This is a genomic window from Ornatilinea apprima, assembly GCF_001306115.1.
In the GTDB taxonomy this organism is placed as follows: domain Bacteria; phylum Chloroflexota; class Anaerolineae; order Anaerolineales; family Anaerolineaceae; genus Ornatilinea; species Ornatilinea apprima.
Genome location: NZ_LGCL01000025.1, coordinates 1 through 26,361, shown reverse-complemented (window position 1 = coordinate 26,361; position 26,361 = coordinate 1). Strand labels below are relative to the sequence as shown.

At 57.8% G+C, this 26,361-nt stretch carries 21 protein-coding genes; 11 read left to right on the top strand and 10 right to left on the bottom strand.

Annotated features, from left to right (window positions below; translation table 11 throughout):
• Positions 1-66 precede the first annotated feature (66 nt).
• Positions 67-1,083: a GNAT family N-acetyltransferase gene (locus ADN00_RS11155; RefSeq protein ID WP_075063068.1), complete on the top strand. Its 1,017-nt coding sequence runs from the start codon at positions 67-69 to the stop codon at positions 1,081-1,083.
• Here ADN00_RS11155 and ADN00_RS11150 read toward each other — a convergent pair.
• Entirely contained in the window at positions 1,071-2,474 is a 1,404-nt protein-coding gene (locus ADN00_RS11150; protein WP_075063067.1) for an MATE family efflux transporter, read from the bottom strand. The two genes, ADN00_RS11155 and ADN00_RS11150, sit on opposite strands and share 13 nt — an antisense overlap.
• Positions 2,475-2,722: 248 nt before the next feature.
• On the opposite strand from ADN00_RS11150, the gene ADN00_RS11145 reads away from it, so the two are divergent.
• The 4 genes from ADN00_RS11145 to ADN00_RS11130 all read left to right on the top strand — a co-directional run bounded on the left by ADN00_RS11145 (position 2,723) and on the right by ADN00_RS11130 (position 7,474).
• Positions 2,723-3,628 carry a hypothetical protein gene (locus tag ADN00_RS11145; protein WP_152966334.1) on the top strand — a complete coding sequence of 302 codons (906 nt, stop codon included), beginning with the start codon at positions 2,723-2,725 and terminating at the stop codon, positions 3,626-3,628.
• Between the two features lie 150 nt (positions 3,629-3,778).
• Positions 3,779-4,372: a hypothetical protein gene (locus ADN00_RS11140; protein ID WP_075063065.1), complete on the top strand. Its 594-nt coding sequence runs from the start codon at positions 3,779-3,781 to the stop codon at positions 4,370-4,372.
• A 150-nt stretch (positions 4,373-4,522) separates the two neighbouring features.
• The gene (locus tag ADN00_RS11135) at positions 4,523-5,872 is read left to right on the top strand and encodes a GyrI-like domain-containing protein (RefSeq protein WP_075063064.1); all 1,350 of its coding nucleotides are present in this window, start codon (positions 4,523-4,525) and stop codon (positions 5,870-5,872) included.
• Positions 5,873-6,736: 864 nt separating this feature from the next.
• Complete coding sequence (locus tag ADN00_RS11130; protein ID WP_075063063.1) at positions 6,737-7,474, top strand: acyl-[acyl-carrier-protein] thioesterase; 738 nt, start codon at positions 6,737-6,739, stop codon at positions 7,472-7,474.
• A gap of 43 nt (positions 7,475-7,517) precedes the next feature.
• Here ADN00_RS11130 and ADN00_RS11125 read toward each other — a convergent pair whose 3' ends face one another.
• Positions 7,518-8,804 (bottom strand): L-serine ammonia-lyase, iron-sulfur-dependent, subunit alpha, encoded by a 1,287-nt coding sequence (locus ADN00_RS11125; protein WP_075063062.1) that lies wholly within the window; start codon positions 8,802-8,804, stop codon positions 7,518-7,520.
• A 70-nt stretch (positions 8,805-8,874) separates the two neighbouring features.
• On the opposite strand from ADN00_RS11125, the gene ADN00_RS19790 reads away from it, so the two are divergent.
• Entirely contained in the window at positions 8,875-9,648 is a 774-nt protein-coding gene (locus ADN00_RS19790) for a GntR family transcriptional regulator (protein WP_152966333.1), read from the top strand.
• A 110-nt stretch (positions 9,649-9,758) separates the two neighbouring features.
• Here the strand turns inward: ADN00_RS19790 and ADN00_RS11115 are convergent, their stop codons facing one another.
• Together ADN00_RS11115 and ADN00_RS11110 are read right to left on the bottom strand one after the other, a co-directional pair.
• Complete coding sequence (locus ADN00_RS11115; protein WP_075063061.1) at positions 9,759-11,096, bottom strand: alpha-amylase family glycosyl hydrolase; 1,338 nt, start codon at positions 11,094-11,096, stop codon at positions 9,759-9,761.
• A 21-nt stretch (positions 11,097-11,117) separates the two neighbouring features.
• Entirely contained in the window at positions 11,118-11,990 is an 873-nt protein-coding gene (locus ADN00_RS11110; RefSeq protein ID WP_075063060.1) for a DinB family protein, read from the bottom strand.
• Between the two features lie 269 nt (positions 11,991-12,259).
• Here ADN00_RS11110 and ADN00_RS11105 point away from each other — a divergent pair, with 269 nt between their 5' ends.
• Together ADN00_RS11105 and ADN00_RS11100 are read left to right on the top strand one after the other, a co-directional pair.
• A complete protein-coding gene (locus ADN00_RS11105; protein ID WP_075063059.1) occupies positions 12,260-13,435 on the top strand; it encodes an NBR1-Ig-like domain-containing protein in 1,176 nt (391 codons plus the stop codon).
• A 134-nt stretch (positions 13,436-13,569) separates the two neighbouring features.
• The gene (locus ADN00_RS11100; protein WP_075063058.1) at positions 13,570-15,075 is read left to right on the top strand and encodes a hypothetical protein; all 1,506 of its coding nucleotides are present in this window, start codon (positions 13,570-13,572) and stop codon (positions 15,073-15,075) included.
• Positions 15,076-15,166: 91 nt separating this feature from the next.
• On the opposite strand, the gene ADN00_RS11095 is transcribed toward ADN00_RS11100, so the two are convergent.
• On the bottom strand, positions 15,167-17,524 hold the full coding sequence (locus ADN00_RS11095) for a PP2C family serine/threonine-protein phosphatase (protein WP_075063057.1): 2,358 nt from the start codon (positions 17,522-17,524) through the stop codon (positions 15,167-15,169).
• 205 nt (positions 17,525-17,729) lie between these two features.
• Here ADN00_RS11095 and ADN00_RS11090 point away from each other — a divergent pair, with 205 nt between their 5' ends.
• Positions 17,730-19,832, top strand: coding sequence for a hypothetical protein (locus tag ADN00_RS11090; RefSeq protein WP_075063056.1), 2,103 nt, complete (start codon positions 17,730-17,732; stop codon positions 19,830-19,832).
• 99 nt (positions 19,833-19,931) lie between these two features.
• Here ADN00_RS11090 and ADN00_RS11085 read toward each other — a convergent pair whose 3' ends face one another.
• The 4 genes from ADN00_RS11085 to ADN00_RS11070 are packed head-to-tail and all read right to left on the bottom strand — an operon-like array spanning position 19,932 to position 23,465.
• Complete coding sequence (locus ADN00_RS11085) at positions 19,932-21,050, bottom strand: sodium ion-translocating decarboxylase subunit beta (protein WP_075063055.1); 1,119 nt, start codon at positions 21,048-21,050, stop codon at positions 19,932-19,934.
• Between the two features lie 16 nt (positions 21,051-21,066).
• Positions 21,067-21,498 carry a biotin/lipoyl-containing protein gene (locus ADN00_RS11080; RefSeq protein ID WP_075063054.1) on the bottom strand — a complete coding sequence of 144 codons (432 nt, stop codon included), beginning with the start codon at positions 21,496-21,498 and terminating at the stop codon, positions 21,067-21,069.
• Complete coding sequence (locus ADN00_RS11075; RefSeq protein WP_082390073.1) at positions 21,495-21,890, bottom strand: OadG family protein; 396 nt, start codon at positions 21,888-21,890, stop codon at positions 21,495-21,497. The genes ADN00_RS11080 and ADN00_RS11075 overlap by 4 nt, the downstream gene beginning before the upstream one ends.
• A gap of 18 nt (positions 21,891-21,908) precedes the next feature.
• Entirely contained in the window at positions 21,909-23,465 is a 1,557-nt protein-coding gene (locus ADN00_RS11070) for an acyl-CoA carboxylase subunit beta (RefSeq protein WP_075063052.1), read from the bottom strand.
• Between the two features lie 274 nt (positions 23,466-23,739).
• On the opposite strand from ADN00_RS11070, the gene ADN00_RS11065 reads away from it, so the two are divergent.
• Positions 23,740-24,714, top strand: a complete 975-nt coding sequence (locus ADN00_RS11065) for an aldo/keto reductase (protein ID WP_075063051.1) — start codon at positions 23,740-23,742, stop codon at positions 24,712-24,714.
• Positions 24,715-24,868: 154 nt separating this feature from the next.
• Positions 24,869-26,179, top strand: a complete 1,311-nt coding sequence (locus tag ADN00_RS11060) for a DUF3048 domain-containing protein (protein ID WP_075063050.1) — start codon at positions 24,869-24,871, stop codon at positions 26,177-26,179.
• On the opposite strand, the gene ADN00_RS20300 is transcribed toward ADN00_RS11060, so the two are convergent.
• Positions 26,129-26,361, bottom strand: a 233-nt coding sequence (locus tag ADN00_RS20300) for a hypothetical protein (RefSeq protein ID WP_236691507.1), incomplete at its 5' end; no start/stop codon positions are given. The two genes, ADN00_RS11060 and ADN00_RS20300, sit on opposite strands and share 51 nt — an antisense overlap.

Sequence of the window (26,361 nt, the reverse complement as noted above, 5' to 3'; positions counted from 1 at the left end):
AAAGGGTTCCGCCGCGATGGGGTATAATCGGCGGTGGTTTTCATCTCGACTGAAGGACGTATTTGGATGATTTTTGAACTGCATACGGTTTTCCCGCAGGGGTTGGCGGAAGAATGGAATGATCTGCTGGACCGTTCGATTACGAAGGTCCCTTTTTTGCGCTATGAGTACCTGAGCGGCTGGTGGGATACGCGTGGGGGCGGCGAATGGCCGCGGGCGGAGCTGCGCCTGGTCACCGCGCGGCAAGACGGCCGCCTGGCGGGGGCGGCGGCATTGATGCAAGCGCGACACAAAGGCCAGCCCGCGCTGATGCTGGTGGGCAGCATTGAAATCTCCGATTATTTGGACCTGGTGGTGGAAGAGAAAAACCTGCCCGCCTTCGCGGAAGGCTTGCTGGCATTTTTGCGCAGTCCGGCCTTCCCTGGCGGTTGGGAGCGGTTGAGCCTGTATAACATTCCAGACGACTCGCCCAGCCTGGCGGCGCTGCAAGCCGCCGCGCGAAGCACCGGCGCGGTGATTTCCGCCGAAGCGGTGTCGCCCTGCCCATATATCACCCTGCCGGGCGATTGGGAAAGCTACCTGACCGGAATTGATAAAAAGCAGCGTCACGAGATTCGCCGCAAAATTCGCCGGGCCGAAAGCGCCGAGCAGCCGGTGAAGCTGTACGTCAGCAGCGCGCCCGAGCGGATTGAGCAAGATATTGAAGACTGCATGCGCCTGATGGCGATGGACGCGGAAAAAGAACGCTTTTTAAGCCCGGCGATGCGCGTTCAGTTTAAGAACTGTCTGAACAGGGCTTTTGAAGGCGGCTATTTGCAACTGGCGTTTCTGGAAGTGGGGGGCGAAAAAGCGGCCGTGTATGCCAATTTTTTGTTTAACCGGCGCGTGCTGGTCTACAACTCAGGGATGGATACCGCCTTCTCCGAGGTGTCGCCGGGCTGGGTGCTGCTGGGCTATCTGTTGCAGGGCGCGATTGAGCAGGGCATGCAGGAGTTCGATTTTATGCGCGGCAACGAAGATTACAAGTACCGCTTTGGGGCGGTAGACCGCCATGTGCTGCGCGTGGATCTTCAGTTCACCTGAGACGGCGCGGCAGGCAGCGGCTCTACCACTTGGGACACGACGGTGAGGTTGTGAACCCATTTACGCGAGCGGAAGCGGCGGTAGCCGAAAAAGGCTTTCACCAACTCTTCAGAAATGACCATCAGGTACACCCAATAGACTTCCAGGTGCAGCACGAGCCCGCCCAGCACGGCCATTGGCACACCGATGCCCCAGATGGCGCTCATTTCCAGCAGCAGGGTGAAGCGCGTGTCTCCGCCGCTGCGTAAAATTCCCACAATTAACATCAAATTGAAGACCTTGATCCACATGATGAATGAGAAGATCAAGAGGATGTTGCGCACATAGTCGGCGGCCGTAGGCGAGATGTTGTAGAAATTCAATATCCAGCGGGAGCTCAGGCTGGTGAGCTGCCCGAACACCAGCGCGCCCGCGATCCCAATCAGAATATACCGCTTGCCGTAGGTAAAGGCTTTTTCTTGTTCTCCGGCGCCAATGGTGTTGCCAATGATAATCGCCCCGGCGTTGGCCAGGCCAAAGAAGACCACAAACGCCATTTCTTCGATGGTGGTAGTGATGTTGATGGCAGCGATGGACTCAGTGCCGATGCGCGCGTAGACGATGTTGTAGGTGGTCACGGCAAACGACCAGGCCATTTCATTGAGCACGGCCGGCATGGCGGTGGAAAGGGTTTGGGTGAGAAAAGGCAGGTTGAAGGAAAAGAGCTCTTTCGGCGAGGCGGCGATGGCAGTGCGTTTGAGGTAGGTAAGTGAGAGCATGCCCGCCGCTTCCACCAGGCGGGCGAACAGCATGCCCACCGCCGCGCCTCTCACGCCCAGGGCGGGCAGCCCCAGGTGACCAAAAATCAGCAGGTAGCTCACCAGAACGCTGAGCAGCAGCGAAATGGCGCTGACGAACATGGGCAGGCGCACCTGGCCGGTGCTGCGGTGCATGAACGCAAAGGCCATGCTAAGGGCGTAAGGAACGTAGCTGAAGGCGGCAATGCGCAGATATTGAACCCCCTCGCGGATGACTTCGGGGTCTTTGGTGTAGATGCTCAAAATCGGGTGGGGCAGCAACACCGCCGCCAGCGTGAAGATGCCAGCCGCGATCATCCCCAGGGTAAGGCAGATGCCCAATACGCGCCGGACGTTGGGAAGGTCATTCGCGCCCCAGAACTGTGCGGCAAAGATGGCGTATCCGCTGCTCAGGCCAAAAATGAGCAGGCTGACCAGGAAAAAGATCTGATTGCCCAACCCCAGAGCGGCGATGGAAACTTCTCCCAACTGGCCGACCATCATTACTCCCACCAGGCTGATGGAGGAGGAGATGAAATACTGCACGGTGATGGGCAGGGCCAGTTGGAACAGCGTTTTATAGAATTTTGGGTCGTTGAAGAGATTCTTGAACATCAATCACACGCCAAGGGGAAAACGAGTCTGCTTTGCATGCGGCGCGCGGGGTCGCCACGCGCCATCGGGCAGCGAGTTTCATTCTACTCGCTCCGAGTGCGGCTGGCAAGCGCCAGCGGAGAATCGGCTCAGGCTGCCAGGTGCGAGAAATCTCTTGAAAATGGACTGGTTTGATGGACGGGGAATCGCTACAATAGGTATAACAACCGGGAACCCGTCTCTGGATGGAGGACTATGAAGGAGGGAAGATGAGAATCAGACGCGTCGCACGTTTGTCTGGAATGGTTGTACTCTTGCTGGTAATGCTGGCCTGCGCTACAACGCCAACGCCCACGGTTGACCCCGGTCTGGAACAGACCGCGGTGGCGCTGGGGGTGATGGCCACGCAAAATGCCAAAAACCAGGCCACGCTGCAGGCCGCCAGCCTGCCGACGGCCGCGCCGACGGTCGATACGCTGGCTACCGAGCAGGCGGCTGCCCAGCTCCAGGCGGCCACCGCGGCCGCCCAGCAAGCCCAGGCGCAGACCGAAGCCGCCGCGCAGGCGGCAGAACCGACCACCCAGCCGCCAACCGAAGCCCCGCCACCACCCGACCCGGCTGAAGCGCGCGCGGCAGAGATGGATAGTATCATCCAGCAGATGAAATCTAAGAATTGGTTTAAGGCCAGCGAGTGGGAATACCATGACGCGGGCAGCTTTGAGCAAACCTGGTACGACACGAAAACCTTTGACCGCTGGGGCACCGGCATTGACGGCGGGAACGTGGTGATCTACGGCGAGGCAAGCTGGCGTTTTGTTGGCACGGCGAAGGAGGGTGAGCAATCGGGCTGCGGGTTTGCCTATGGCGAGGGCGATCTGGATCACTGGCATGCGTCCTTTCTGACGATGGATGGGGTGGTGCATACCTATCGGCAGCGCGGCGGTGAATTTATCGAAATGAAAGGTGGCAATTATTACGGCAAGATGACCGACCCCACTCAGATCGTGGTGGTGGTGGAAGATAAAATGTTGAGCGTGTTTATCAACGGTGTGGAAGCGGTGCGCTTCCGCGACCCTTACCTTCAGTCAGGTGAGGTGAGTTTCTCGGTGAAAACGGGCAGTACCCGTGGATTTACCTGCACCATTGAGAACGCGGCGGTGTGGGAATTGCGCTGACGCTCTTTTTTGTCTGGTCAGTGAAGCCGGGTGAGTGCTCCCCGGCTTTTTTTATTCAAAGTAAGCACACGCGGACTTCACAACTTCTTCATACCCGCCGGGTATATTAAGGTCAATCAAACATCTTATTGTTGATCTCAGGAGGATAACATGAAAAAATGGATTGGAATTGCTTTGGCTGCCAGCCTGTTCCTGGCTGGTTTTGCAGTCGTCTCACCGGTGTACGCGCAGTCCGGCTCAACCGAAACGGGCATGCCCGGTGGTCCGTGGGGCGGGCCGGGGCGCGGTCCGGGCGGAATGGGCCAGCCCGAAGACGCTCCCGAATGGGGCCTGATGGAAGACTATCTGCTGCAGTACCTGGCCGATACCTATGGCCTGGATGTTGAAGCCGCCAAAGCCCGCATCGATGAAGGCGATATGCTCTCCGAAATTCTGCTGGACGCGGGTGTGGAAGATGTGCCTCAGGCCATGATGGACGCGCGCGAGTATGCCTTTGAGCAGATGGAAGCGGAAGGGTACGGCCCGGCGTGGTCGGATGATGAAGACGGGCTGTTTGGCCGGATGATGGACGGCATGCGTGGGCGCTTTGCAGGTCTCACTGACGAAGACCGCGGCAACTTCCCGCGCGGCAATTGGGAAGATGGTGAGCAGCCGTACTACAACTATGATGAAGAAAACTGCCCCATGTGGGACGCGGATGACATCCCGCAGGCGGAACGACAGGGCCGCGGCGGACGCCGCTAAAATTTGAGCCAACAAGAACGCCCCTCTCGCTGAGGGGCGTTTTTGATTCTGGAAACTGCCTTAACCCACCCCTTGACTCTCCTCTTACCGGAGGTTGTATACTACCATCATCAATGAAGGCCTTCAAATATTATTCAAACGGGTAAGACGATGATCAAGATTGGCGACTTTTCCAACCTGGCGCATGTTACCGTCAAAACGCTGCACCATTACGATCAGATTGGGCTGCTCAAACCCGCGCATATTGACCGCTTCACGGGCTACCGCTATTACACACTGGAACAACTTACGCGGCTGAACCGCATTTTGGCGCTGAAAGATTTGGGGTTCTCTTTGGACGAGGTGCGTCAGATGCTGGGTGAAGACCTGGATGTGGCCGAACTGCGCGGCATGCTGCGCTTGAAGCAAGCTGAGCTGAAGCGCCATCTGGAAAGCGAACAGGCCCGCCTGGCGCGTATCGAGAACCGCTTGCGCGAGATCGAGCGTGCCGGACGCCTGCCGGCCAGCGAAGTGGTGCTGAAACCGGTAGGGGGTGTGTCTGCGCTGGCAGGCTGCCTGGTGGCGGCGAATGAGGGTGAAGTGCCTTGCGCGCGCCTGAGCCTGCGCGAGACGATCCGCAGCTTTGCCGCGGCCAGCGGTCTGCGCCTGAGCGGCAGCTGGTTTGCCCTGCAAGACAGTCTGGAATATGTTGACCGGAATAAGGAGATCAAGCTGGCTGGGGTGCTGCTGGGCGACGTGCCGAAAGGCATGGTTTTGCCCAACGGGCCGGTCGAGGTTTGGCAACTGCCGCCGGTAGCGTGCATGGCCAGCGTGGTGCACTCGGAGGGGTATGAAAGCATCTCATCCGCTTATACCACCCTGTACCAGTGGACGCAGGGTAACGGCTACCGCCCGGTTGGGCCGTGCCGCGAGGTGTACCTGTATGAGTCGCCCGACGACGCGCCGCAAAACCACCTCCCCGATTATTTTGAGGTACAGTGCCCGGTCGAGCGGCCGGCTTACCCGGCTCAATGGATTTCGAGCGAGATTCACAAAGAGGAAAAAATGGAACCCGAATTTGCAACCAAACCCGCGTTTGATGTGATTGGTCTCAAATACTTTGGTAAGAATGAGAAGAATGAAATTGCCCAGATGTGGGACGTGTTCAACCGCCGCGCCGCTGAGATTCCCAATGCAGACTTCCGCGAGTGCTATGGCGTTTGCGGCATGGCGACCGAGGGTGGCTTTGAATATGTGGCCTGCACCAGGGTGACGGCTGGAACGCAGCCGCCCGCGGGAATGGTCGCCCGCCACGTGCCGGAGAATACTTACGCCGTTTTCCCCCATTACGGCAAGCTGGACGGGCTGAGCCAGACCTATGATTACATTTACCATACCTGGCTGCCTCAGTCGGCGTATGAGTTGGCAGGAGATTATGATATGGAAATGTACAATGATGAATTCAAGTTTGGGCGTGACGAGTCGGTGATGTATATTCTGCTGCCGGTCAAGAAGAAGTAATCTTAGCAGTCAGTGTGGTGATGGGTGTCGCAAGGCCGGCGGATCAGCGCTGGCCTTGCTGGTTAAGGTGGGCGGTCCGCGCCGCCGCATTATTTGTGGACAGCCCATCAGAAGACGGTGGGTTGCGGGCGGGAGTGGGGTGATTTTGTCGCCAAGAAAATTGTCCGCCGCAACACCACCCTACAGGGGAATCTCGTTTTTGGGTAGGGGCAGGCGGCCAATTTGCGGATTACCAAGCAGAAGACGGTGGGTTGCGGGTGAAGATGGTCATCTTTTGACTCAAAGCGGGTTGTCCGCCCTCCACGCCACCCTACAGGGGAATCTCGTTCTTGGGTAAGGGCGGATGGCCATCCGCCCGGAAATTAGCACTGCGCCGACATTGGGAAGACGATGGGTTGCGGGCGGAAGCGGGTGGTTCTGCCGTCAAGAAAATTGTCCGCCCGCAACACCACCCTACAGCGGAATCTCGTTCTTGGGTAGGGGCGGATGGCCATCTGCCCGGAAATTGGCGCTGCGCCGACATTGGGAAGACGGTGGGTTGCGGGCGGAAGCGGGTGGTTCTGCCGTCAAGAAAATTGTCCGCCCGCAACACCACCCTACAGGGGAATCTCGTTCTTGGGTAGGGGCGGATGGCCATCTGCCCGGAAATTGGCACTGCGCCGACATTGGGAAGACGGTGGGTTGCGGGCGGAGACGGTCATCTTTCGACTCAAAGCGGGTTGTCCGCCCTCCACGCCACCCTACAGCGGGATGGCCGCGCAGCGCGCCCCAATGGGTGCAACCCGGAGCGGGCAGCGGGGTTATTTTTTAGCGGGTACGAAAGGGGGTACAATAGAAAATCATTTTGACACAAAGAAGGTTGCTATGATCCAAACCGTATGGACTGAAGTTGTGGAAGTGCAAACTCACGAAACTGATCTGCTGCAGCGCTGGCGTCCCTCGGGGCTTTTTCGCGCCATTCAAACCGCCGGGCAGCATCACGCCAGTCATTTGGGCTACGATTACCGCGAAATGCTGCTGCAAAACCAGTCGTGGGTGCTGGCGCGGGTGCGGGTGGAGTTTGAACGCTTTCCGCAGGCGGGCGAGAAGATCACCATTCAAACCTGGCCGAAATGTATTCAGCAAAAGCTCTTTTTTGTGCGCGATTTTTGGATCACCGACGCGTCCGACCAGCTTGTGGCGCGCGCCTCATCCGCTTTCGTTTTAATCGACACGCAGGCGCGCCGCATTTTGCCGCCGCGCGCCTTGGGCGGGGATTTACCGAGCCTGCCCGAAAAGGCGGCCATTTCATCTCCTCTGGAGAAAATTGTCGAGGTGGGCCAGCCCAGCCAGGCGCTGGTGCGCACGGCCGGTTACAGCGTGGTGGATTTGATGGGGCATGTGAACAACGCCGTGTATGTGGATTGGGTGTGCGACGCGCTGCCTTCCAGTTATTTTCAGGAACGGCACCTGGCCGCGGTGCAGGTGAATTACAACAAAGAAGTGCGCCCGGCCGAAAGCGTGTCGATTCAAGTGGGGCAACTGGATGGGCAAATGAGCCTCAAAGGGGTCAATCAAACCACGGGTGAAATCGCGTTTGAAGCCCAGGTGGAATGGCGCTAGCGGCCTTGTTTTCAATAATCGATGAAGAACCTTCAGCCGGTGTTTACGCCGGCTTTCGGTTTAAGTTATCGTGGATGATCTCCATCACCACCCGGTTGGTTTCGAGCATACCGGGGTTATTGAGCTTACCCAGGTTGTCGAAGGTCTCCAGGAGGTTGTAGCCGAGGATGCCGTTGCCGTCGGGAATGTACGCGCCCTGCATGGCGAGGTGGGCGAACTGCACCGCGGCGCTGGCGGCGGTGCTGACCTTCCAGGCGCAAGATTCTTTAGCGCCGTCACAGAGCATGCCCGCGAAGGTGCCGATCAGCGACTGCATGGCCTGCTGCATGGTTTCAAAGCCGCCGCCCATTAAATAGACGCAGCCTGCTGCGATGCCGGCCGCCGGGGCAACCGCGCAGCCGCAAAAAGTGGTCAGGCGTGAGGTGCTGTGCTTGACGTAAATGGTGATCATGACGGTGATGGCCAATGCCCGCGCGGTTTGGGCCTGGCTGGCGCCAAGCGCCTGCGCGGCGGAGTACATGCCCAGTAAGGCGGTAATGCCGTGGTTTCCGCTGCCGGTTAGGGCGGCAACCGGCACTGGCAGACCGAGCATGCGCGCCTCGCTGGCGGCGGCGGTCTGCGCCTGTGCCTGGCACGCGGCGTTGAGAATGGCATCCGCCGGGCGGGGATGGTGGTGCAAGCGCGGCCCAAAGCTGGTGCCGGGGTTGGTCAGGCCGGTTTGCGCTGCCGCTTCATTGATGCGGGCCTGATCTATCAGGAAGGCAAAGGCCTGGTCGTCTTGCGCGATGATAAATTCAACCATTTCGCGCGGGCAGATGCCCTGAAAGGCAAAATGGTTGCCTTCCGCTGCGGTTGGCGGGTCGATAAGGAGCGGGCTGCCATCCAGTCGGATTTCTGAAAAGTGACTGTGCTCGCCGGCAATTTCCACCAGGGCGGTGTGGCCGGCGCGCTGCGCCGTGAGGCGAATAAAAACGGGCAGGCCGTCATTGACAATGTGGGTCTCAAAGCTGTGGGCGCGCAGATATTGTTGGGCGGCTTCTTCGGCAGAGGGGTTGGCGCGTTGCAGGATGGCCAATCCATCCTGGCTGCCCTGAAGAATGAAGCCCAGCGCCAGGGCGGCGTCCAGCCCGCGCAGGCGGGTGTTGGGAACGCACACATTGGCGGCGTTTTTATAGAGATAACTGCTGGCTTCCACCTGAACGCGGTCGGGGTTTCCTTCAAGCAGCTCGCTGGCGCGAGCGGCCGCCAGGGCGGCACAGCCAATTTCAGTACAGCCAATGGAGAGTTCAATTTCGGCCTGCATGGCCGCGATCAGGTTGTTCAGTTCCATCGAAAACAATCCTTTGCTGTGATAATATATCAGTAATATATTACTTTTTTGGCGGCAAGTCAACCAAAAAATGAAAAGACCGCCCGCTGCTGCGCGCGAAACGGCCGGGCCGCCCCTCAATATCGTGTACAATTGCTGTATGGCCATCAACGCGACACAAAAAGACAGAAAATCGCTCTCACTGCAAGCTTATGAACGGCTGCGCGCGGATATTTTGACCTGCAGCATTCTTCCGGGCGAGCAGATTGCCCAGGCGTCGCTGGCGGAAAAATATCAGTTAGGCACCACGCCGGTGCGCGAGGCACTGCAGCGCCTGGCGCAAGAAGGCCTGGTGCGCGCCATTCCGCGCTTTGGGTATGAGGTCTCGCCGATTACCCTGGCAGACGTGGAAGAGATGTATGAACTGCGGGCGGTGATTGAGCCAGACGCGGCCCGGCTGGCGGCGCAGCGCGCTACGCGGCAGCAGTTGGATGCCATTTTGGCCAGCGCAGATTTTTCTTACACGTACGGAGACCACCCCAGCTACACCCGTTTTTTGGGACTGAACACGGCGTTTCACAGCACAATCGCCTCGGCCAGCGGCAACCGCCGCCTGGCGGAACTGGTGGCAAGCGTGCTGGATGAGCTGCTGCGCGTGTTTCACCTGGGGTTGGATTTGAAAGACAGCGCGGATGAAATGCGCTCGCAGCACCTGGAGCTGGCAGAGGCCTGCGCGGCGCGCGATGCGCAGCGGGCGGCGGAACTGGCCCTGGCTGAAATTGAGTCTTCCCGCGCGCGGGTGATGGCGGCCCTGCAGCAGCAGTTTTCCACACGCGGCGAACTGTCTCCGGTTGAGCGGCGTTGAGAAATTCCTTCAAGGCAGGGCGCAAGCCCCAAGCGCTAATGCAGGTGTGAGTGCGTTAAATCATCCGGGCGCGCGGAGGACGCGCGCCCGGTTTGTGGGGCAAAATCCGATTATTCTTCAACCAGACCGTTGAGCAATTCTGAATAGTAGGGTTTGGGGCGGGAGCTCAGTGCGCAGTGGGTGATGAACGCGCTGGCCGGGGCGGGCATTTCGCCGCCGCTCACTTCCACGGCCTGATCATCCAGCAGGTTGACATAAAACCCATCGGGCAGGCTGACGGCTACGCGGCCACTTTCGGCGGCGGTGTTAAACACACCGTAGAGCGAATGCTCGCCGTTGTACCACACCGCCTGGACCATGTCTTCCGCTATCGTCCAAACCAGTTCGCCTTCCACTTGGGCGCGGTCTTTCTTCAGCCGTGCCAGGCGGGTGAGGAAGTCTTGCAGCTCGTAGCTGCCCCATTCAACCTTGTCAATATCAAATAGGGAGGGGGTATGCTCCGCGGCTGATTCCTGGCCCGCATAGATGAGGAAGCTGCCTTTATTGAAGGCCTGCAGCGCGGTCCAGGCCAGAGCTTGTTGGCGGCTGGGGGCGAAACGCATAATGCGCGGCTGGTCGTGGTTTTCGGCGCAGCGCATTTTCACAAAATTGGCGGGGTAAATGCAGTCTTGAAAGCGCACCAAATCCAGGTAGCGCACCACGGGCACCTGGCCTTTGACAGCGGCCTGGAAGACCGGCCAGATGTCGTAGTCGTAGGTCATGTCAAAGGCGCGGTACAGCTCGCTGTCGGAGATGGCTGAAAGCTGGTTGGCGCGGCGCTCGGCAACCCATCCGGCGTGCACTGATTCCGCAAGCCAAATGACGGATGGTTTGACTTTGGCCACGCGCTTGCGCGCTTTGCTCCAGAAGCTGGCGGGCAGCAGTGAAGCCACATCGCAGCGGAAGCCGTCCACGCCAAACAAGGCCCATTCCTGCAAGGTCTGGTGTAGATATTGGGTGAGGGCTTTTTGAGGGTGCTTGAGGTCAATCACGTCTGACCATTCGGGCACGGTGGTAACTGGCGTGCCATGCTCGTCCTGGTGGAAGAATTCGGGGTGTTCGCTAACCAGAACCGAGTCGTGAGCGGTGTGGTTGTAGACCACGTCAATCATCACCAGCAGACCCAGGTCGTGGGCTTTATTGATGAGGCGCTTGAAGTCTTCACGCGTGCCGTATTCGGGGTTGACGGCGCGGTAATCGGCGATGGAGTAGGGGCAGCCCAGGTCGCCTTTCTTATTCAGCTTGCCAATGGGGTGGATGGGCATGAACCAGACGATATCCACTCCCATCGCTTGAATTCGTTCCAGGTCCGCTTCCACGTCGGCGAAGGTGCCGTTGGGGCCGTGATTGCGAACATAGACTTCGTAGATCACCAGATTTCGGTCATTATTGGGGGTATCTTTTGCCATTTTATCTCCACAATTGAAATGCTATTCAGCCAGCACTTGAGCCAGTGCTTCGGTGTAAAAGGAAATTTGCCCGGCGGCCTCTTCGAGCGCAATGGGGTTGAGGCCGGGCGCGCCCAGCAGGGTGCTTTCCAGGCCGGCGACGGCGCTGAAAATGTGAGCCAGCAAGCGCTGGGCCTCGGTGGGGCGGGCATTGTGCGCGGTCAGGGTCTTTTGCAGCTGAATCGTGTGCTGGCGCAGGTGAGCGTCGAGGCGCACCAGACGGAATTCGAGGGGAAAGGCTTCTTCCTCCCAATCAAAGGTGGGTAGCGTCAGCTGCGCGTCGCTCAGCCCGGCCAGCGATTCGATCCCATGATAATGGATATCCGAGTAGAGCGCCAGGATGCTGTCGAGGCTGAGGGCGAAGGCTTGCTGGTGCTGTGGTTCAACCTGGGCGCGGCTGGTCTCTAAAATTTCTTGCACCTGATTGAGAGAGGGATCCTGGCCGTGGTGATGAATCTGAAGATTGGCGCGGATGGCCTCAAAGAAGGAAAACTCGGCGTTGATCAGGTGACGCAGGGTTTGGCGCGGGGTCCACTCGCCGGCGGACGGCTGCAGGTCGAGCAGGCGCGGGCTGCCCGGCAGCAGAACCGCCTGCAGCGCCCAGTAGGCCTGGTGATGGTTGGCGAGCAGGTCTTGCGCGGCGGTCAGCGCGGGGCCGGCGGCGCGGCGTTGGGCGGCCAGGCGCGCCTGCAGGGCGCGAATCTCTTCGTACACGCGAAAGAAGATGAAGCGCGCGCCTTCGTTGTAGCCTTTCCATGCCCACGGACGGTCCAGATCGGAATCCAGCAGGTTTTGCGCCAGCAGAGAGAACGATTCGATGGTTTGCGCCAGATCGGATTCGGTCAGAATTAACAAGGTTTCCTCCAGGATTGCTGCCTGAATTAAGCATAATATGAAATGGAAAAAAATGGCAAGACAGGATGATCCCCGCCTCCCCATCCGGCCAGTGCGATTCCTGCCCGGTAGCCGGATGCGGCATCTGTTACCGCGCGATACACTTACATTGGAGTTTAATTGAAGCGCGTGCGAAGGAATACTTTTAACATCATTGCCGCGATGAAGAAAAATCAGGAACTTTCTTCCATTTCACATCGTCTGTGGATGGAAAGGAGTAATTAAAAATTATGAAGAAGACTGTTCTCCCTCTTTTTATCATTGGACTGGCTGTTCTGATGGCGGCCTGTTTTCCGCAGTTACCCGTACCCGATACCGGCGACGGGCTGGTAGAAACCGCTGCGGCACAAACGGTGGATGTGATGTTCACCCAGGCGGCGTTTAAGACTTTGGTGGCGCAGGTAACTCAGATGTCGGCTGTGACGGCTACTCCGTTCCCTACCGCCACGCTGGCGCCTACGCAAACTCCGTTCCCGCCTACCTCTACCCCTGTCCCAACACAGGTGCCGCCGACCCCCACCAATACCCCGGTGCCTTGCGACTGGGCCAAGTTTGAAGCCGATGTTACCGTTCCGGATGGCAGCAAATATGAGCGGGGCGTTTCCTTCACCAAGACCTGGCGGCTGCGCAATATTGGCAGCTGCGCCTGGACGACTGATTACGACCTGGTATTTGATACCGGCCACGCGATGAACGGCCCGGTGGCGGTGGCTTTGCCCAAGCGAGTTAATCCGGGCGAGACGGTTGATATCTCGGTTACGCTGGTGGCGCCGGATGGCGAAGGTGAATATACCGGCAACTGGAAGCTGCGCAACGCGTCGAACGCGGTGTTTGGTCTGGGTCCCAATGCCAACAAGCCCTTCTGGGTAAAAATTGAGGTGGAGCGAAGTGATCGCGAATGGGATAAGGATAAGACACTGGACTTTGCCAAGTATTATTGTGACGCTTCCTGGAAGTCGTCCAAAGGCAGTGTTGCTTGCCCCAGCGCGAGCGAGAGCTTTAAGAATGGTTCTGTTTCCCGTTCTTCGGCTCCCAAACTGGAAGGCGGGTACCAAGATGACGAACCGGCGATTATTATGATCCCCAGCGAAGGCGACGACGGTATGATCCAGGGCAAGTTCCCGGCCTTCAAAGTTAAAGACGGTGATCGTTTCACCGCGCTGACGGGCTGCTTGGATAACAGCGATGACTGCGACGTAACCTTCAAACTGGAATACATCGCTGACGGCGGCTCAGTTCAAAATTTGAAGAGCTGGACGGAAAAGTCGGATGGCGAGCGCACCAGCATCAATGTGGATTTGAGCAGCCTGAAGGATAAAGCTGTGCAGTTGATCCTGGTGGTGGATAATAACAACGATTCGGATGACGACCGCGCGTTTTGGCTGGCTCCGGTGATCAAGCGCTAGCAGATCATTTACCTTCCGCCCATTTCAAGAACGGGATGGGCGGAAGAATTTTTGGCTTTTGCCTTAATTTTGCATTTTATTGGGTTTGTATCTATACTTTAACATTGAAGTGAGTCTTTCAGGAGGACAACCATATGAAACGCTTCTTGACTCTACAACACACTGGCTGGAAATTCAGCGTTCAATTATTGACCGCGCTGATGTTGCTGGTGGTTTTGGTCATTCCTTCCATTCACACGGTGAATGCGGGCGCCATTCCCACCTTTGACGTGATCAGCATTGTAACGGACGAAAAGGTTACGATTAAAACCTACAACTTCCCGGCGAACCGCGAGTTCACCGCGCGCATGGGCGAGTACGGCACACTAGGCGTGGGTGGGATTGAAGTCGGAAAAGTTAGCTCCGGCTCGGGCGGCAGCTTTGAGGCCACATTCAACATACCCAGCGAGCTGCGCGGCCGCTACCGCATCGCCATTCGCCTGGAGAGCGGCATTTACTACAGCTATAACTTCTTCATCAATGATAAGAACGGGACCGACCCGTACCAATCGAGCACAACCAAAACGCCCACCGCTACCCCGTCCAAAACCGCGACCCCCGGCCCCAGCCCCACGCCGGGCAGCTCCAGTGGATACACCGGTTACCCCACCACCACGGTGTTAAAAGTGGTGGAGGATGAATCGGTTACGCTGAAGACCTTCAACTTCCCCAAGAACACCGATTTTGTGGTGCGGATTGGAGAATATGGAACCAAGGGTGTCAACGGCACGCAGGTAGCCTCCTTTAACTCGGCGAACAACGTGTCATTTGAAGCAACCTATAACATTCCCGCAGGTCTGAAAGACCGAGACCGGCTTTCGATCCGGATCGAGTCGACCAGCGGCTACTATTACGCCTATGATTGGTTCTACAACAAGACAACCAGCAGCCCCTATGCCGGGTCTGATTATGGCACGGGCGGGCCGGTCAGCACCAGCACGAGCGGTACTTCGGGTATTCCGACAACAACGGTACTCAAAGTGGTGAAAAATGATTCGGTAACCTTGAAGACCTTCAACTTCCCCAAGAATACTGACTTTGTGGTACGGGTTGGTGAATACGGCACCAAGGGCGTCAACGGGGTGCAAGTGGCCACGCTCAAAACCAGCGACAGCTCCTCGTTTGAGGTAACGTATGACATCCCCGACAGCTTGAAAGACCGCGACCGCCTCTCCATCCGGATTGAGTCGACCAGCGGCTACTACTACGCGTATGACTGGTTTTACAATGAAACCACCAGTTCCCCCTACCACGGAGAAGAGTATGGCACCGGCGGACCGGTGGCGACATCGACTCCCGGCTCTTCATCCAGCTATTCAGGCATTCCGACCTTCGATATTGTCAGCGTGGATAAAAATGAATCGGTGAAGATCAAAACTCACAACTTTCCCAAGGATATGGACTTCACCGTACGCATGGGCGCCTTTGGAACGGCGGGCGTTGGCGGCACGGTTGTTACCACGATCAATTCGGGAGACGGCGGCAGCTTTGAAGCCACCTATGATATCCCAGATAATCTGAAAGACAGCAGCACAATTGCCATTCGCCTGGAAAGTTCTTCGGGATATTACGCGTACAACTGGTTCTCTAACAGCAATTAGTTCGACATTTTTACGGCGCACTTCTTGAAAAGCAGACGGTTTCCGAATCCGGTTTCGGAAACCGTCTGTCTTGTTTTTGGGTTGGATCGCGCTATGGAAGCTGGCCGTGATAGAGCTGGTTGCCGAACGCGATAATTATCAGGCGGTTATTGGTTACCGCCAGCGCGGTGGGCGGTGTGGAGGGCAGGGGTTCTTCAGTAGCAGAGCGCGGGCTGAGCTGGCGCTGCAAATTCAACTGGAGGCTGAACTGATTGATGGTCGGCCCGACAGTATCCAGAATGTAAAGGGAGGGGACGGGCGGTTGTGAGGTGAAGATGCGCGAGAAGCTGGCCCCCGGAAAAGTAAGATTGGACGTTTCGCGGCCGCTGCGCGTGTCGGCGTAGGGAGCCGGGTCTATGCAGCGCGTCTGGTCGTCTTTGGAGGAGCGCAGGGTGCAGACGGTGGTGGTATTGTCGGCATGCAGCAGGTAGAGATCACCGTTGTTGAAGGCAATGTCCTTAACATCATCCAGGCGCGGCACCTGCAAGTTGAAGAACATGCGCGGTTCGTTGTTCGAGTGTGAAGGCGCTACTTCTTCTTCTTTTTCAGATTCTGTTGCGCCTTCAGGCTGGTCTTCCTCTTCAGGTTTGCGATAGAAGGGATCGATGATATAGACGGCGTTATTGCTGGCGTCTAAGACGTAGAGCATGCCGTAATCACTACTGGTAATCCGGGAAACTCGGCCCCAGTCTCCGGTGGAAGGCGGAAGGAAGGCCTGCTCCACAGGTTTATCGGTGAGGCCACAGTACATGTAATGGCCGGTTTCATTAACCGCGATCACCGTCGGTAAAGATAGGATTCCTTCCAGTCTGGTGAGCGGCGCAAAATCGACCAGCTTGCCGATCAGCGGATTGGTGGCACAGTCGAAGTTCGGGTCCAGTTTGTAACCTTCGCCGGTCATAAACATGCGATAAACACGACCTTCATTGCTGTCGAACAGGTACAGCTCGGTGGTGGTTGGCACAATCCGGGTGATGTTGACGCCTTCCGCCAGTCCGCTGAGAAGGGTGGGCTGCATATCCAGGCGGATGATGCCCTGCAAATCATCCAGGGCTATTTCGGCCTGGCGGCGCAGATCAATTGAGGTTTCGGTGCGGCCAAATTCTTCCGATTTTTCCACCCAGTACAGAACTTGCTGCCAGTTGCTGATTTTTAAGGCCGGGTCGCTTTGGACGATGGCATCGTTGATAAAGCGCTGGGCTTGCTGCAGGTAGGCATCGCGCTGGTTGGCGCGGCCGCTGCGGAAGTAGATGGTGGTGGCCAGGGCCGTTACCATAAGCGGCACCAGCACGGCAATCAGCACCAGGGAGCGAACTGGCAGGGCAGAGGTATTCTCTTCGCTGCCCGGCAGGGTGCGCAGCAGTGTGCGGTTCACAGCTGCCGACAGGCGCTGCCACGTGCCGCGCCAACTATTGAGCAGGCCGCGCAGTTCTTTACGGGTGGCATTGCGGCGCTGGCGCCTCGCATTCTTTTGCGCCACATCCATTTGCGGGGTGCGGTGGGCCGGTTGGGGCGCGACATCGCTTGCCGAGCGTGCCGGGGCAGGTTTGGGCGCTGCCGGGCGCGGCAGGGGGCGGGGGGGCGCTGCTGGACGCGCGGGCGCAGGTTCGGGCGGGGCTTCCACAACCGCTGGCTGGGGCGCGGGCGCTTCGACCGCTTGAGCAGGAGAAGGCACTTCTTGCGCGGCCAGTTTTTCACCAAGGCCGGCAGAAATGAAGGGAATGCGCGGTTTTTGCAGCAGGGCTTCGCCTTTGCCCGGCGAGAACTGGATCAGCGCGGCCTGAAGCTGGCCGCTGGCCTGGCTGAGCAGGCGGCGGCGCAATTGATCCAACGGGATGGACAGCCCGCCGGCCAGCCCGGAGGTCTGCCAGTCTTGTGGGGGGGCAGCGGAAAGCAGCAGCAGGTCATTCGGCTGGACCTCTTCGCGGAAATAGGCCAGTTTCACGCTGCGCGCCAGTCCCAATCCCCGCCCGGCGTTTTGAGTATCGTGGAAAGCGGTAAGTCCTTTTTGCGCCAGCAGATAGGTGTAAGTAGGCCCGGCATGGGCGATATAGAGCTGGTCGCGGCGCAGCACCACCAGGTTAAAAATGCCGGTTACGCGCTGGTTCTCGTCGCTGGTTTTGAGGTTGCGCTTGATGAGCAGAGCGTTGAGCTGGTCTACGACCGCGTGCATGCCGGATGTAACCGATCCGGGAGCCTGAAAATACACATCCGCCAGGCGTTCCAGAATCTGGTTGAGATTATCGGGGGGCTGTACCTGGCTGCCGGTGAGGGTGAGCAGCATGATGAGCATGTCTTTGGATCGGCTGCGCTGCGCGCGGCGCGGGGCGGCTGCCACCCAAAGCCCAGGGAGTTCGGCGATTTCCATGCCGTTGGAAAGATGCAGAGGTAGATAATTTAAATCAAACACGGTGTTTCATTCCTGCCCATTTCTCGAACGGATTTACCATGAATTGATTATACATCCTAACGGTTTGAGACGGAAAACAATTCTCCGCGGCGCATTGGTCTATGGCTGCCTGGTGGATGCAGGGCAAACTCATTCTTCCACCAATGACAAACTTTTCAATTACCCGTCTTTATGGTAATCTATATCCATTAGGGGAACCCCGTGGATGGGGCTGAATCACCGCCTGATGGGAGTGGCTGCATTGAAGTCTGGAAAAAAGCGTTTCCCCATTTTTGAGATTGTCTTACTGGTCCTTGTATTTTCGCTTCATTTTCCCATTTTATTTTCATCACCAGATGCCGTTCTTCATTATATTTCCGAAGACGAGTCGTTCTATGCGTTTCAGATCGCGCGCAACCTGGTTGAAGGGCACGGCCTGACCTTTGATCGGGTGAACCCAACCAATTCCATTGCGCCGCTCTGGCTGGTGGTGCTTTCGCCGTTTTTCTTGCTGGCGAGATTCGACTTATTTCTGCCACTGCGCATGCTGGTGATCCTCTCAGCGCTGCTGAACGCGGGAGCTGCCATTCTGCTTTACCGGCTGATGCGGCGCATGTTGAGCGATTCGATTTCCATGCTGGCGGCGGCTGCCTGGGCCTTGCTGCCGAATATTCTCAAGGTGACGGTGCAAAGCGGTATGGAAAGCAGCCTGAACGCCTTTTTGCTGGCGGGGTTTCTTCTGCTGGCGGTGAAAGCGGCCGAAAAAAGCTGCGACCAACTCACCACCCGCGAGGTGCTGAGATTGGGCGGCGCGGCAGCGGCACTTCTCTTAACCCGTTACGACAACCTGATTCTGGTTCTGGTTTTTGGCGTGTGGCTGGTGTTTCGCGGCAGCCGCATGCGCTATATGGTGCTGGTAGACGCCATGCTGATTTTTATCAGCGTTTTTGGCAGCTTCCTGTTGCGGTTTGATCTGAATACTTTTTACCAGTTCACCCGTCCGGCGCAGTGGGTGCTATCGCTTTCGCTGCTGATCAAGCCGGTGGTGATGTATTTCTCGGGGATGTACTTTCCACCGCGCACCTGGCCGCGCTGGAAAACATTGGGTTTAACTTACGGCGGGATGTCGTTTGCTTCGCTGCTGATCGCCGGGCTGCTGGAACTGGCTGAGCGGCTGGGCTGGCTGCCGGGCTTTCCGCGCACCGTTTTGGTGCTGGATTGGTTGATTAGCCTGACTTTGCTGGGCGGTCTGCGGTTTACCCTGCGTCTGATGGCGCGACTGCGCGGTTTTAAGCCAGACGGCGTTGAGCCAACCCTGCGCCTGCAGCACCAGTGGAAGACCTGGCTGCGGGTCTGGTTGGCATTTTTAGCCCCTGGCGCGGCCGCTCTGGGGGCTGTGCTGGTGTGGAACTGGGTTAACTTCCAGCGCGTACTGCCGTTGAATTTGCTGGTTAAGCGCTGGTGGACCGGCCACGTAACGGTTTATGGGCGGCCACCGGAAATCTTTGTGGAAGCAATCGGGTTGTCCGCCACTCCGGGTGAGCCGTGGTCATTCATCCTGACGCCGATGCTCGACCGGCTGTCGCGCATGGTAACGACAGTCTTGCGGGTGGATGACCTGGAGCTGTATCAGTTGATGGTGGTTTTATTCGCGGTGGGTTTTCTGGCGATGGCTTACCAGTTGGCGCGGGTGGGGCGCAACCGTGGTTTTCTCACCATCATCGACCGCGGATTGGCTTTTCTGCCGCTGATGACCGCCTGTTTCATGACGATTGGCTACTATAAACTGGTTGGCTATGTGGAAATGCGCCCCTGGTATTGGATACCAGAAATGATGCTGACCCTTCTGGCGATGGCTTTCCTGACCCATCGGCTGATAGAGCTGGCGGTAGAGAAAGCCGTGCCGAAAGCCCTGGTCGAGATTTTGGGGAGTGTGGTCGCGGTTTCGCTGCTGGTGGCGGGCATCAGCGAACAGATGGAGCTTTTCTCGCGCAAGTCTTTTCCCGACAATCCACTGCTGGCACTGGAATCGCTGGAAGCTGAAACGCAGCAGGGTGACTTGATTGCCTGTGTGGAGGCGGGTAAGCTGGCGTATCTATCGACGGACCGTTTGATCATCAACCTGGATGGAACAGTTAGCAGTTACAAGTATTTTGATCTGATGAAGGCGCAGCGCTCGAATGAGTTCTTCGAGCATATCGGCCTGGACTATGTGTATGGGGACCGGGTGGCGATCACCTTGAGCGAGCCATACCAGTATATGTTTGAAGATCACCTCGAAAAGCAGGAAGATATCGCCGGGCAGACTCTCTTCCGCTATCTTCCGTGAGCTGGAAGATAACCATGCGGTTTTCGATTCAATCAAAAAGCCAGGGAACGCGCTTTTATCAGCCCGTTCCCTGGCTTTTCTTTTCATATCAATGGCTGGCTAAATCATCCCGCTGACCAACGCCAGCAGTAAGCCGCCGGCGATCACGCTGCCCAACTGTCCGGCGGTGTTTGATCCCATCGCGTGCATGAGAATGAAGTTGTCGTAGTCTTCTTCCTGGGCCATTTGCGCCGAGAGACGCCCGGCCATGGGGAAGGCGGAGATGCCGCACGCCCCGATGAGGGGGTTGATCTTGCCGCCGGTGACGAAGCACATCAGCTTACCAAACATCACGCCCGCGGCGGTATCGAGGACGAAGGCCAGCAAGCCCAGGGCCAGCACGGCCAGGGTTTGCAGGTTGAGAAAGCTCTGGGCGGTCATAGTGGCGCCAATCGACAGACCGAGGAAGAGAGTGGCGATGTTGATGATTTCGTTTTCGGCGGCTTTGCGCAGGCGTTCCACCACGCCGCTTTCGCGCAGCAGGTTGCCCAGCATGAGCGTGGCGATCAGCGGGGCGGCGTCGGGGGCGATGAGGCTGATGATGACGGTAACGATGATGGGGAAGAGAACGACGGCGGTGTTGGAAACCGGCCGCGCGCTGTAGTCCATGCGGATAAGACGCTCTTTGCGTGTGGTGAGCAGGCGCATAACCGGCGGCTGGATGATGGGCACCAGGCTCATGTAGGAATAGGCGGCCACTGCGATGGGCCCCAGCATCTCGGGGGCCAGTTTGGAGGCGACAAAGATGGCGGTGGGGCCGTCGATGGCGCCAATGACGCCGATGGAGGCGGCCTGGTTGAGCGGAAAGCCCAGCAGAGTGGCCAGAATCAGCGTGCCGTAAATGCCAAACTGCCCGGCAGCACCCAGCAACACCATGTGGGGCATGGCCAGCAGCGGGCGGAAGTCGATCATCGCGCCCACGCCGATAAAGATCAGCAGGGGAAACAGTTCGGTGGCAATGCCTGCGTCGTAGATCACTTTGAAGACGCCGTGAGAGGTGTCCATGCCCAGGTTGGCCAGAATGCAGCCAAACCCAATGGGCAGAAGCAGAACAGGCTCGTACTCTTTGATCACCGCCAGGCCGATCAGAACAAAGCCGATGGCAATCATTACGGCGTTTCCCCAATAAAAGGCGGTGAATCCGCGGGTTATCTCAGACAGCAAGTCGGAAAAATTCATCAATGGGTAGGCTCCCTTAATCGCTGAAATCCATCAGCGCGTGCCCATGCTGGACCGTTTGCCCTGGTTGAACGTGGATCGCGGCAATCACACCATCGCGGCTGGCGCGGATGGCATTTTTCATCTTCATCGCTTCCAGCGTGCACAGCTCCTGGCCGGCGCGCACGCTTTCGCCCACTTTGACATGCACGGCCAGAATGACGCCCGGAATAGGCGCTTTGACCGAATTGCTGCTGGCGGTGGGAATGGCCGCGGAGACCGGGCTGGCCGGTGAACCAACCACCAGCTGCGGCACGGGCGGGGTGTAGGCCGGTTCGCAGGTTTCCTGCTCTTCTTCCGGCCAGATTTCAAAGGTCTGGCCTTCTACCGTAGCCCGAATGGGGCGCTCTTCCAGGTTTTCGATTTCAACATCAAAGAACTGCTCATCGATTTTGACACGCATTTTCATCGCACACGTCCTCGTGGTTTGCGGGTAAACAGGCTGGAGCGCTGGTTGAGATGGCTGGCGCGCATAAGGGTTTGCCAGGCGCTGGCCTGTTCTTTGGGCGCGGGCAGCACCCGGATGGGTTTATGATCCGATTTGGCGTCTTGCAGCGCCAGGGCGGTGGCTACGGCGGCCGCGGCGGCGCGCTGTCTGGTTTGCAGGTTCGCGTCGGGCAGAGATGGGGCTGCGCCGCCGGTCTCCAGTTCATTTTCGCGGGGAGCGATTTCGGCTTTAACCCGCCGCACAGTAACCTGTACCAGCAGCTCCATCAATCCCCACAGCACCAGAATGGCGATAAACACCAATCCCATTCCGATGGCGGTGATTTTCAGTGAGTCCATAAGTTGAGGAAGCATTTCCGGCTCCTTGGCGCGTTACAGCGGAATGTTGCCGTGCTTGCGCGGCAGCGAGCTGACGGATTTATCGCGCAGCGAGACCAGCGCCTGGATGACGCGCGCGCGGGTTTCACGCGGCTCGATCACATCGTCAATATAGCCGGCGCTGGCGGCCGCGTAGGGGTTGAGGAATTTTTTGCGATACTCTTCGGTGATGCGCGCACGCTCGGCAGCCGGGTCGGCGGCTTCATCGATCTGCTTGCGGTAGAGGATATTGGCCGCGCCTTCGGGTCCCATGACGGCGATTTCGGCGCTGGGCCAGGCGAAGTTCACATCGGAGCCCATGTATTTACTGCTCATCACCACATACGCGCCGCCGTAGGCCTTGCGGGTGATGACACACACTTTGGGCACGCTGGCCTCAGCGTAGGCGAACAGAATCTTGGCGCCATGGCGGATGATGCCGCGATGCTCCTGGTCAACGCCGGGCAAAAAGCCGGGCGAATCGAGGAAGGTGATGATGGGCAGGTTGAAACAGTCGCAAAAGCGCACAAAGCGGGCAATTTTATCGGCAGCGTCAATGTCGATGACGCCGGCCAGAACGCTGGGTTCCTGCGAGACAATGCCAACCGGCATGCCGCCCATGCGGGCCAGTCCGACGATGGCGTTGCGCGCGAAACCGGCCTGGGTCTCGATGAACGAGCCGCAGTCCACGATGCGCTCGATGGCCTCGTGCATGCTGTAGGGAGAACCTGGGTCCATGGGAACGAGGCTGTTGAGTTCGTCGTCCATGCGGTTGGGGTCGTCGGTTTCTTCGGCGTTGAAGGGCGGGTTTTCCACATTGTTGGCGGGCAGGTAGCCGATGACCGTGCGGCACAGGGCCAGAGCGTCTTGCTCGGAGGCGGCCACCAGATGAGCGGTTCCGCTGACGGAAAGGTGCACCTGCGCGCCGCCCAGGCTTTCAAAATCCACCACCTCACCGGTGACGGATTTAATCACCTGCGGGCCGGTGAGGAACATATACGACTGCTGGTCAACCATGATGACCAGATCGGTTACGGCTGGCGAATAAGCCGCGCCGCCGGCGCAGGGGCCCATGATCAGACTGATTTGGGGAACGACGCCCGAATACTGCGCGTTGCGTTTGAAGATCTCGGCGTAACCGCCCAGGCTGTGCACGCCTTCTTGAATTCGCGCCCCGCCTGAGTCGATCAGGCCAATGATGGGGCTGCCGGTGGCGGCGGCCATGTCCATCACCCGGCAGATTTTACGGCTTTGCATTTCTCCCAACGCGCCGCCGATGACGGTGAAATCCTGAGCGTAGACGAAAACAGTGCGCCCATTAATACGCCCGCTGCCGGTTACAACGCCGTCGCCAAGAAATCGCTCATCACTTACCCCCAGCTCGTCCGTCTGCTGGGTTACAAACGGCTCAAGCTCAAAAAAAGAGTCTGGATCAAGAAGCAAGTCAATGCGCTCGCGGGCGACCAGTTTGCCCTTCTCATGCTGTTTGGCGATGCGTTTTTCGCCGCCGCCCAGCCTGGCTTTCTCTCGCATGGCTCGCAGTTCAATGATGCGGGGATCTTCTTCTGGCATAGATTTCCTCTTCTTTTCTATTTTTTGCCGCGCGGTGATCCGTGACGCCGGGATAATACACGCATTCAAATTGTACCGTCCATGTGGTCTACCCGGTTCTGTCATACGAACCCTTTTTGGCTGATATTCTTCCTGAAAACTGCACAGCCAAGACCGGCCAGCCTGTAGAGGGTGCGCGGTTGATGTGGAGTTCTATGTCCCATTATAATGGAATCAAACCTGACGGAAAAATGAAGGCGGGCTTTCCCCGCGCATAGAATGGGAGGGATTGCGTATGGATTACAGGAATATGGGCAGAACCGGACTGAAGGTTTCTCCGTTATGTATGGGCTCGATGCAGTTCGGCTGGACGGCGGACGAAGACACTTCTTTTTCCATTTTGAACGCCGCTTTTCGCGCCGGGATTAACTTCATCGACACGGCCAATGTCTATTCGCGCTGGGTGCCGGGCAATCCGGGTGGCGTGTCGGAGGAAATCATTGGCAATTGGATGAAGAAGTTCAAAATTCCACGCGGCAAGCTGGTGATTGCCACCAAAGTGCGCGGGCCGATGGGTGATGGGCCGAATGATCAGGGACTTTCACGCGGGCACATTCTGCGTGAGGTGGAGGAATCGTTGCGGCGCTTACAGACCGATTACATTGATCTGTACCAGACGCATTATTTTGACGAGCAAACCCCCATTGAAGAGACCCTCTCCACACTGGACGACCTGGTGCGACAAGGCAAAGTGCGCTATGTGGGCTGCTCCAATTACCCGGTGTGGCGCCTGGTGCAGTCATTCTGGACCGCTGACCGCCTGCGCCTGGGCAGGTACGATACGCTGCAGCCGCATTACAATCTGGTGCACCGCCAGGAATTTGAGCTGGAGCTGGAAGAAGTGTGCCTGAACTTTGGCCTGGGAGTGATTCCTTACAGCCCGCTGGCTGGCGGCTTTTTAACCGGCAAGTACCGCCCAAACCAGACAGATGTGGACAGCGCGCGCGCTGGCGGGGCGGCGCGTTACTTCACCGAGCGTAATTGGGCGCTGCTGGATAAAATGGAAGCGATGGGCGTTGAGCTGGGCGGGCGCAGCATCTCTCAGGTGGCGCTGGCCTGGCTGCTCACGCGGCCTTCGGTTACCAGCCCGATCATTGGTCCGCGCACGCTGGAGCAGCTGGAAGACAATCTGGGCGCGCTGGCCTTTGAGCTGCCGCCTGGCATGGTGGAGGAATTGGACCAGGCCAGTGAGTGGAGAAACCAGGCCTGATCGAAAGCTGATGCAACCTTCTACGGGCTTGCAGAATTGTTGGGCGGGCGTAGGTTTTATTATGGTTTAATTCAAATGAAAGCAAAACCAAACCGCATGGAAGCGAATATTGGTTAAAGGAAATTAACGGCTATGCTTTCAGGAGAACGATTTTATGAAGAAGAAATACTGGTTTGTCTGGAGTTTGCTGCTGGTTTCTCTGCTGTTCTCTACGGCCGCCGCGCCCATGCCGGCCAGCGGCGTGGGAGAAGGACCGGCTGGAGAACCGCAGCAAGACCCGCCGCCTACCCACCCCACCGGCGGCAGCAGCCCCTCAGCGATTAATCCCCTCACCGGTTTGCCGGTAGAAAATCCCCAAAATCTGGATGTGCCGCCGGCGCTGGTTTCGGTGACCAACTGGCCGCCCAACGCGCGCCCGCAGGCGGGGCTGTCCTTCAGCCCGATGGTGTTTGAGCTGTATATCGGCGAGGGCATGAGCCGTTTTCTGGCCATGTTCTACGGCGATTTTCCCACCACGATAACCAAAGAAGAAGGCAATTCGCCGGTTGGGCCGGGCAGCAGCAGCCCCACTGTTCAGGGCGCGGAAGCCGCTGTTGGGCCAATCCGTTCGGGACGTTTGCCGTATGAAAGCCTGCGCAGCATTTACAACGGTTTTCTGGTGATGGCCTCGGCTTACAAAGGCGTGGCCGCCAACCTGAGTCAGCATACCAACGTGTTCGGCAGCGACAATGACGACATCAACAGCGCGCTCATTCCGGTGAACCAGCTGGAGACGATTGCTCAAAGCACGCAAAGGCAGCTGGGTGACGCGGCCTTGAGCGGCATGGTGTTTGACGCGAAAGCCCCCGCGGGCGGCGTGAAGCTGGACCGGCTGTGGTTCATTTACAATGCCATGGATATGATTTTGTGGCAGTACGACCCGGCGATAGAATCCTTCCGCCGCTACCAGGACCAGGCCGATGGCAAGACTTTCAACCAGTTTACGGACCGCTTGAACGGCGAAAGCCTGACCTATGAGAATATCATCCTGCTGTATGCCAACCACCACGGCTGCACCGAAACGGCGTTTGACATTGACCTGATGTACATCAACCGCGCCCCCGCCCTGTTACTGCGGGATGGAAAGGCCTACAAAATTTTCTGGACGACGGCCAACGGAGAATATGAGAAGACCACCGGCAAGCTGCGGCCGATCCGCTTTGTGGATGCTAACGGCGATCCGTTCCCGCTGAAACCGGGGCAGACCTGGGTGTATCTGCTGCCAACCGGCACGCAGGCCTGGGAAGCGCCGAACAAGGAAGAAATTCCGGTCAACACGCCGCAGTGGGTGGCCCCCAACGCGCAGGCTTTGCTGTATAACCTGCTGAACAATAAAGAAGCGGGCAGCGGCAACTGGGTAACGCGCTACTATGCTTCAATGATCACCTACGATAAAGCGGTCTGCGACAAAATCACCGGTAAGTAAAGAAGAATATTCATCTGTTTGGGTTTCTCCCCAAGCCCAAATCTGTTTGAGATTTGGGGCTGTCCAAAAAGTAGAGGACAGCCCCTTTACATTTTTAAAAAGCAATGATTCAATAAAGGAATGAGAAGAAAACAAGCCCACCCCGTGTTTAAGCCCTATGTAATGAACCAGGTAGCGCTGCT

Excerpts from the sequence above, each read along its gene's own strand:
- ADN00_RS11155 (WP_075063068.1), top strand. The coding sequence starts at position 67 with ATGATTTTTGAACTGCATACGGTTTTCCCGCAGGGGTTGGCGGAAGAA.
- ADN00_RS11150 (WP_075063067.1), bottom strand. The coding sequence starts at position 2,474 with ATGTTCAAGAATCTCTTCAACGACCCAAAATTCTATAAAACGCTGTTC.
- ADN00_RS11145 (WP_152966334.1), top strand. The coding sequence starts at position 2,723 with ATGAGAATCAGACGCGTCGCACGTTTGTCTGGAATGGTTGTACTCTTG.
- ADN00_RS11140 (WP_075063065.1), top strand. The coding sequence starts at position 3,779 with ATGAAAAAATGGATTGGAATTGCTTTGGCTGCCAGCCTGTTCCTGGCT.
- ADN00_RS11135 (WP_075063064.1), top strand. The coding sequence starts at position 4,523 with ATGATCAAGATTGGCGACTTTTCCAACCTGGCGCATGTTACCGTCAAA.
- ADN00_RS11130 (WP_075063063.1), top strand. The coding sequence starts at position 6,737 with ATGATCCAAACCGTATGGACTGAAGTTGTGGAAGTGCAAACTCACGAA.
- ADN00_RS11125 (WP_075063062.1), bottom strand. The coding sequence starts at position 8,804 with ATGGAACTGAACAACCTGATCGCGGCCATGCAGGCCGAAATTGAACTC.
- ADN00_RS19790 (WP_152966333.1), top strand. The coding sequence starts at position 8,875 with ATGAAAAGACCGCCCGCTGCTGCGCGCGAAACGGCCGGGCCGCCCCTC.
- ADN00_RS11115 (WP_075063061.1), bottom strand. The coding sequence starts at position 11,096 with ATGGCAAAAGATACCCCCAATAATGACCGAAATCTGGTGATCTACGAA.
- ADN00_RS11105 (WP_075063059.1), top strand. The coding sequence starts at position 12,260 with ATGAAGAAGACTGTTCTCCCTCTTTTTATCATTGGACTGGCTGTTCTG.
- ADN00_RS11100 (WP_075063058.1), top strand. The coding sequence starts at position 13,570 with ATGAAACGCTTCTTGACTCTACAACACACTGGCTGGAAATTCAGCGTT.
- ADN00_RS11090 (WP_075063056.1), top strand. The coding sequence starts at position 17,730 with ATGGGGCTGAATCACCGCCTGATGGGAGTGGCTGCATTGAAGTCTGGA.
- ADN00_RS11085 (WP_075063055.1), bottom strand. The coding sequence starts at position 21,050 with ATGAATTTTTCCGACTTGCTGTCTGAGATAACCCGCGGATTCACCGCC.
- ADN00_RS11080 (WP_075063054.1), bottom strand. The coding sequence starts at position 21,498 with ATGAAAATGCGTGTCAAAATCGATGAGCAGTTCTTTGATGTTGAAATC.
- ADN00_RS11075 (WP_082390073.1), bottom strand. The coding sequence starts at position 21,890 with ATGCTTCCTCAACTTATGGACTCACTGAAAATCACCGCCATCGGAATG.
- ADN00_RS11070 (WP_075063052.1), bottom strand. The coding sequence starts at position 23,465 with ATGCCAGAAGAAGATCCCCGCATCATTGAACTGCGAGCCATGCGAGAG.
- ADN00_RS11065 (WP_075063051.1), top strand. The coding sequence starts at position 23,740 with ATGGATTACAGGAATATGGGCAGAACCGGACTGAAGGTTTCTCCGTTA.
- ADN00_RS11060 (WP_075063050.1), top strand. The coding sequence starts at position 24,869 with ATGAAGAAGAAATACTGGTTTGTCTGGAGTTTGCTGCTGGTTTCTCTG.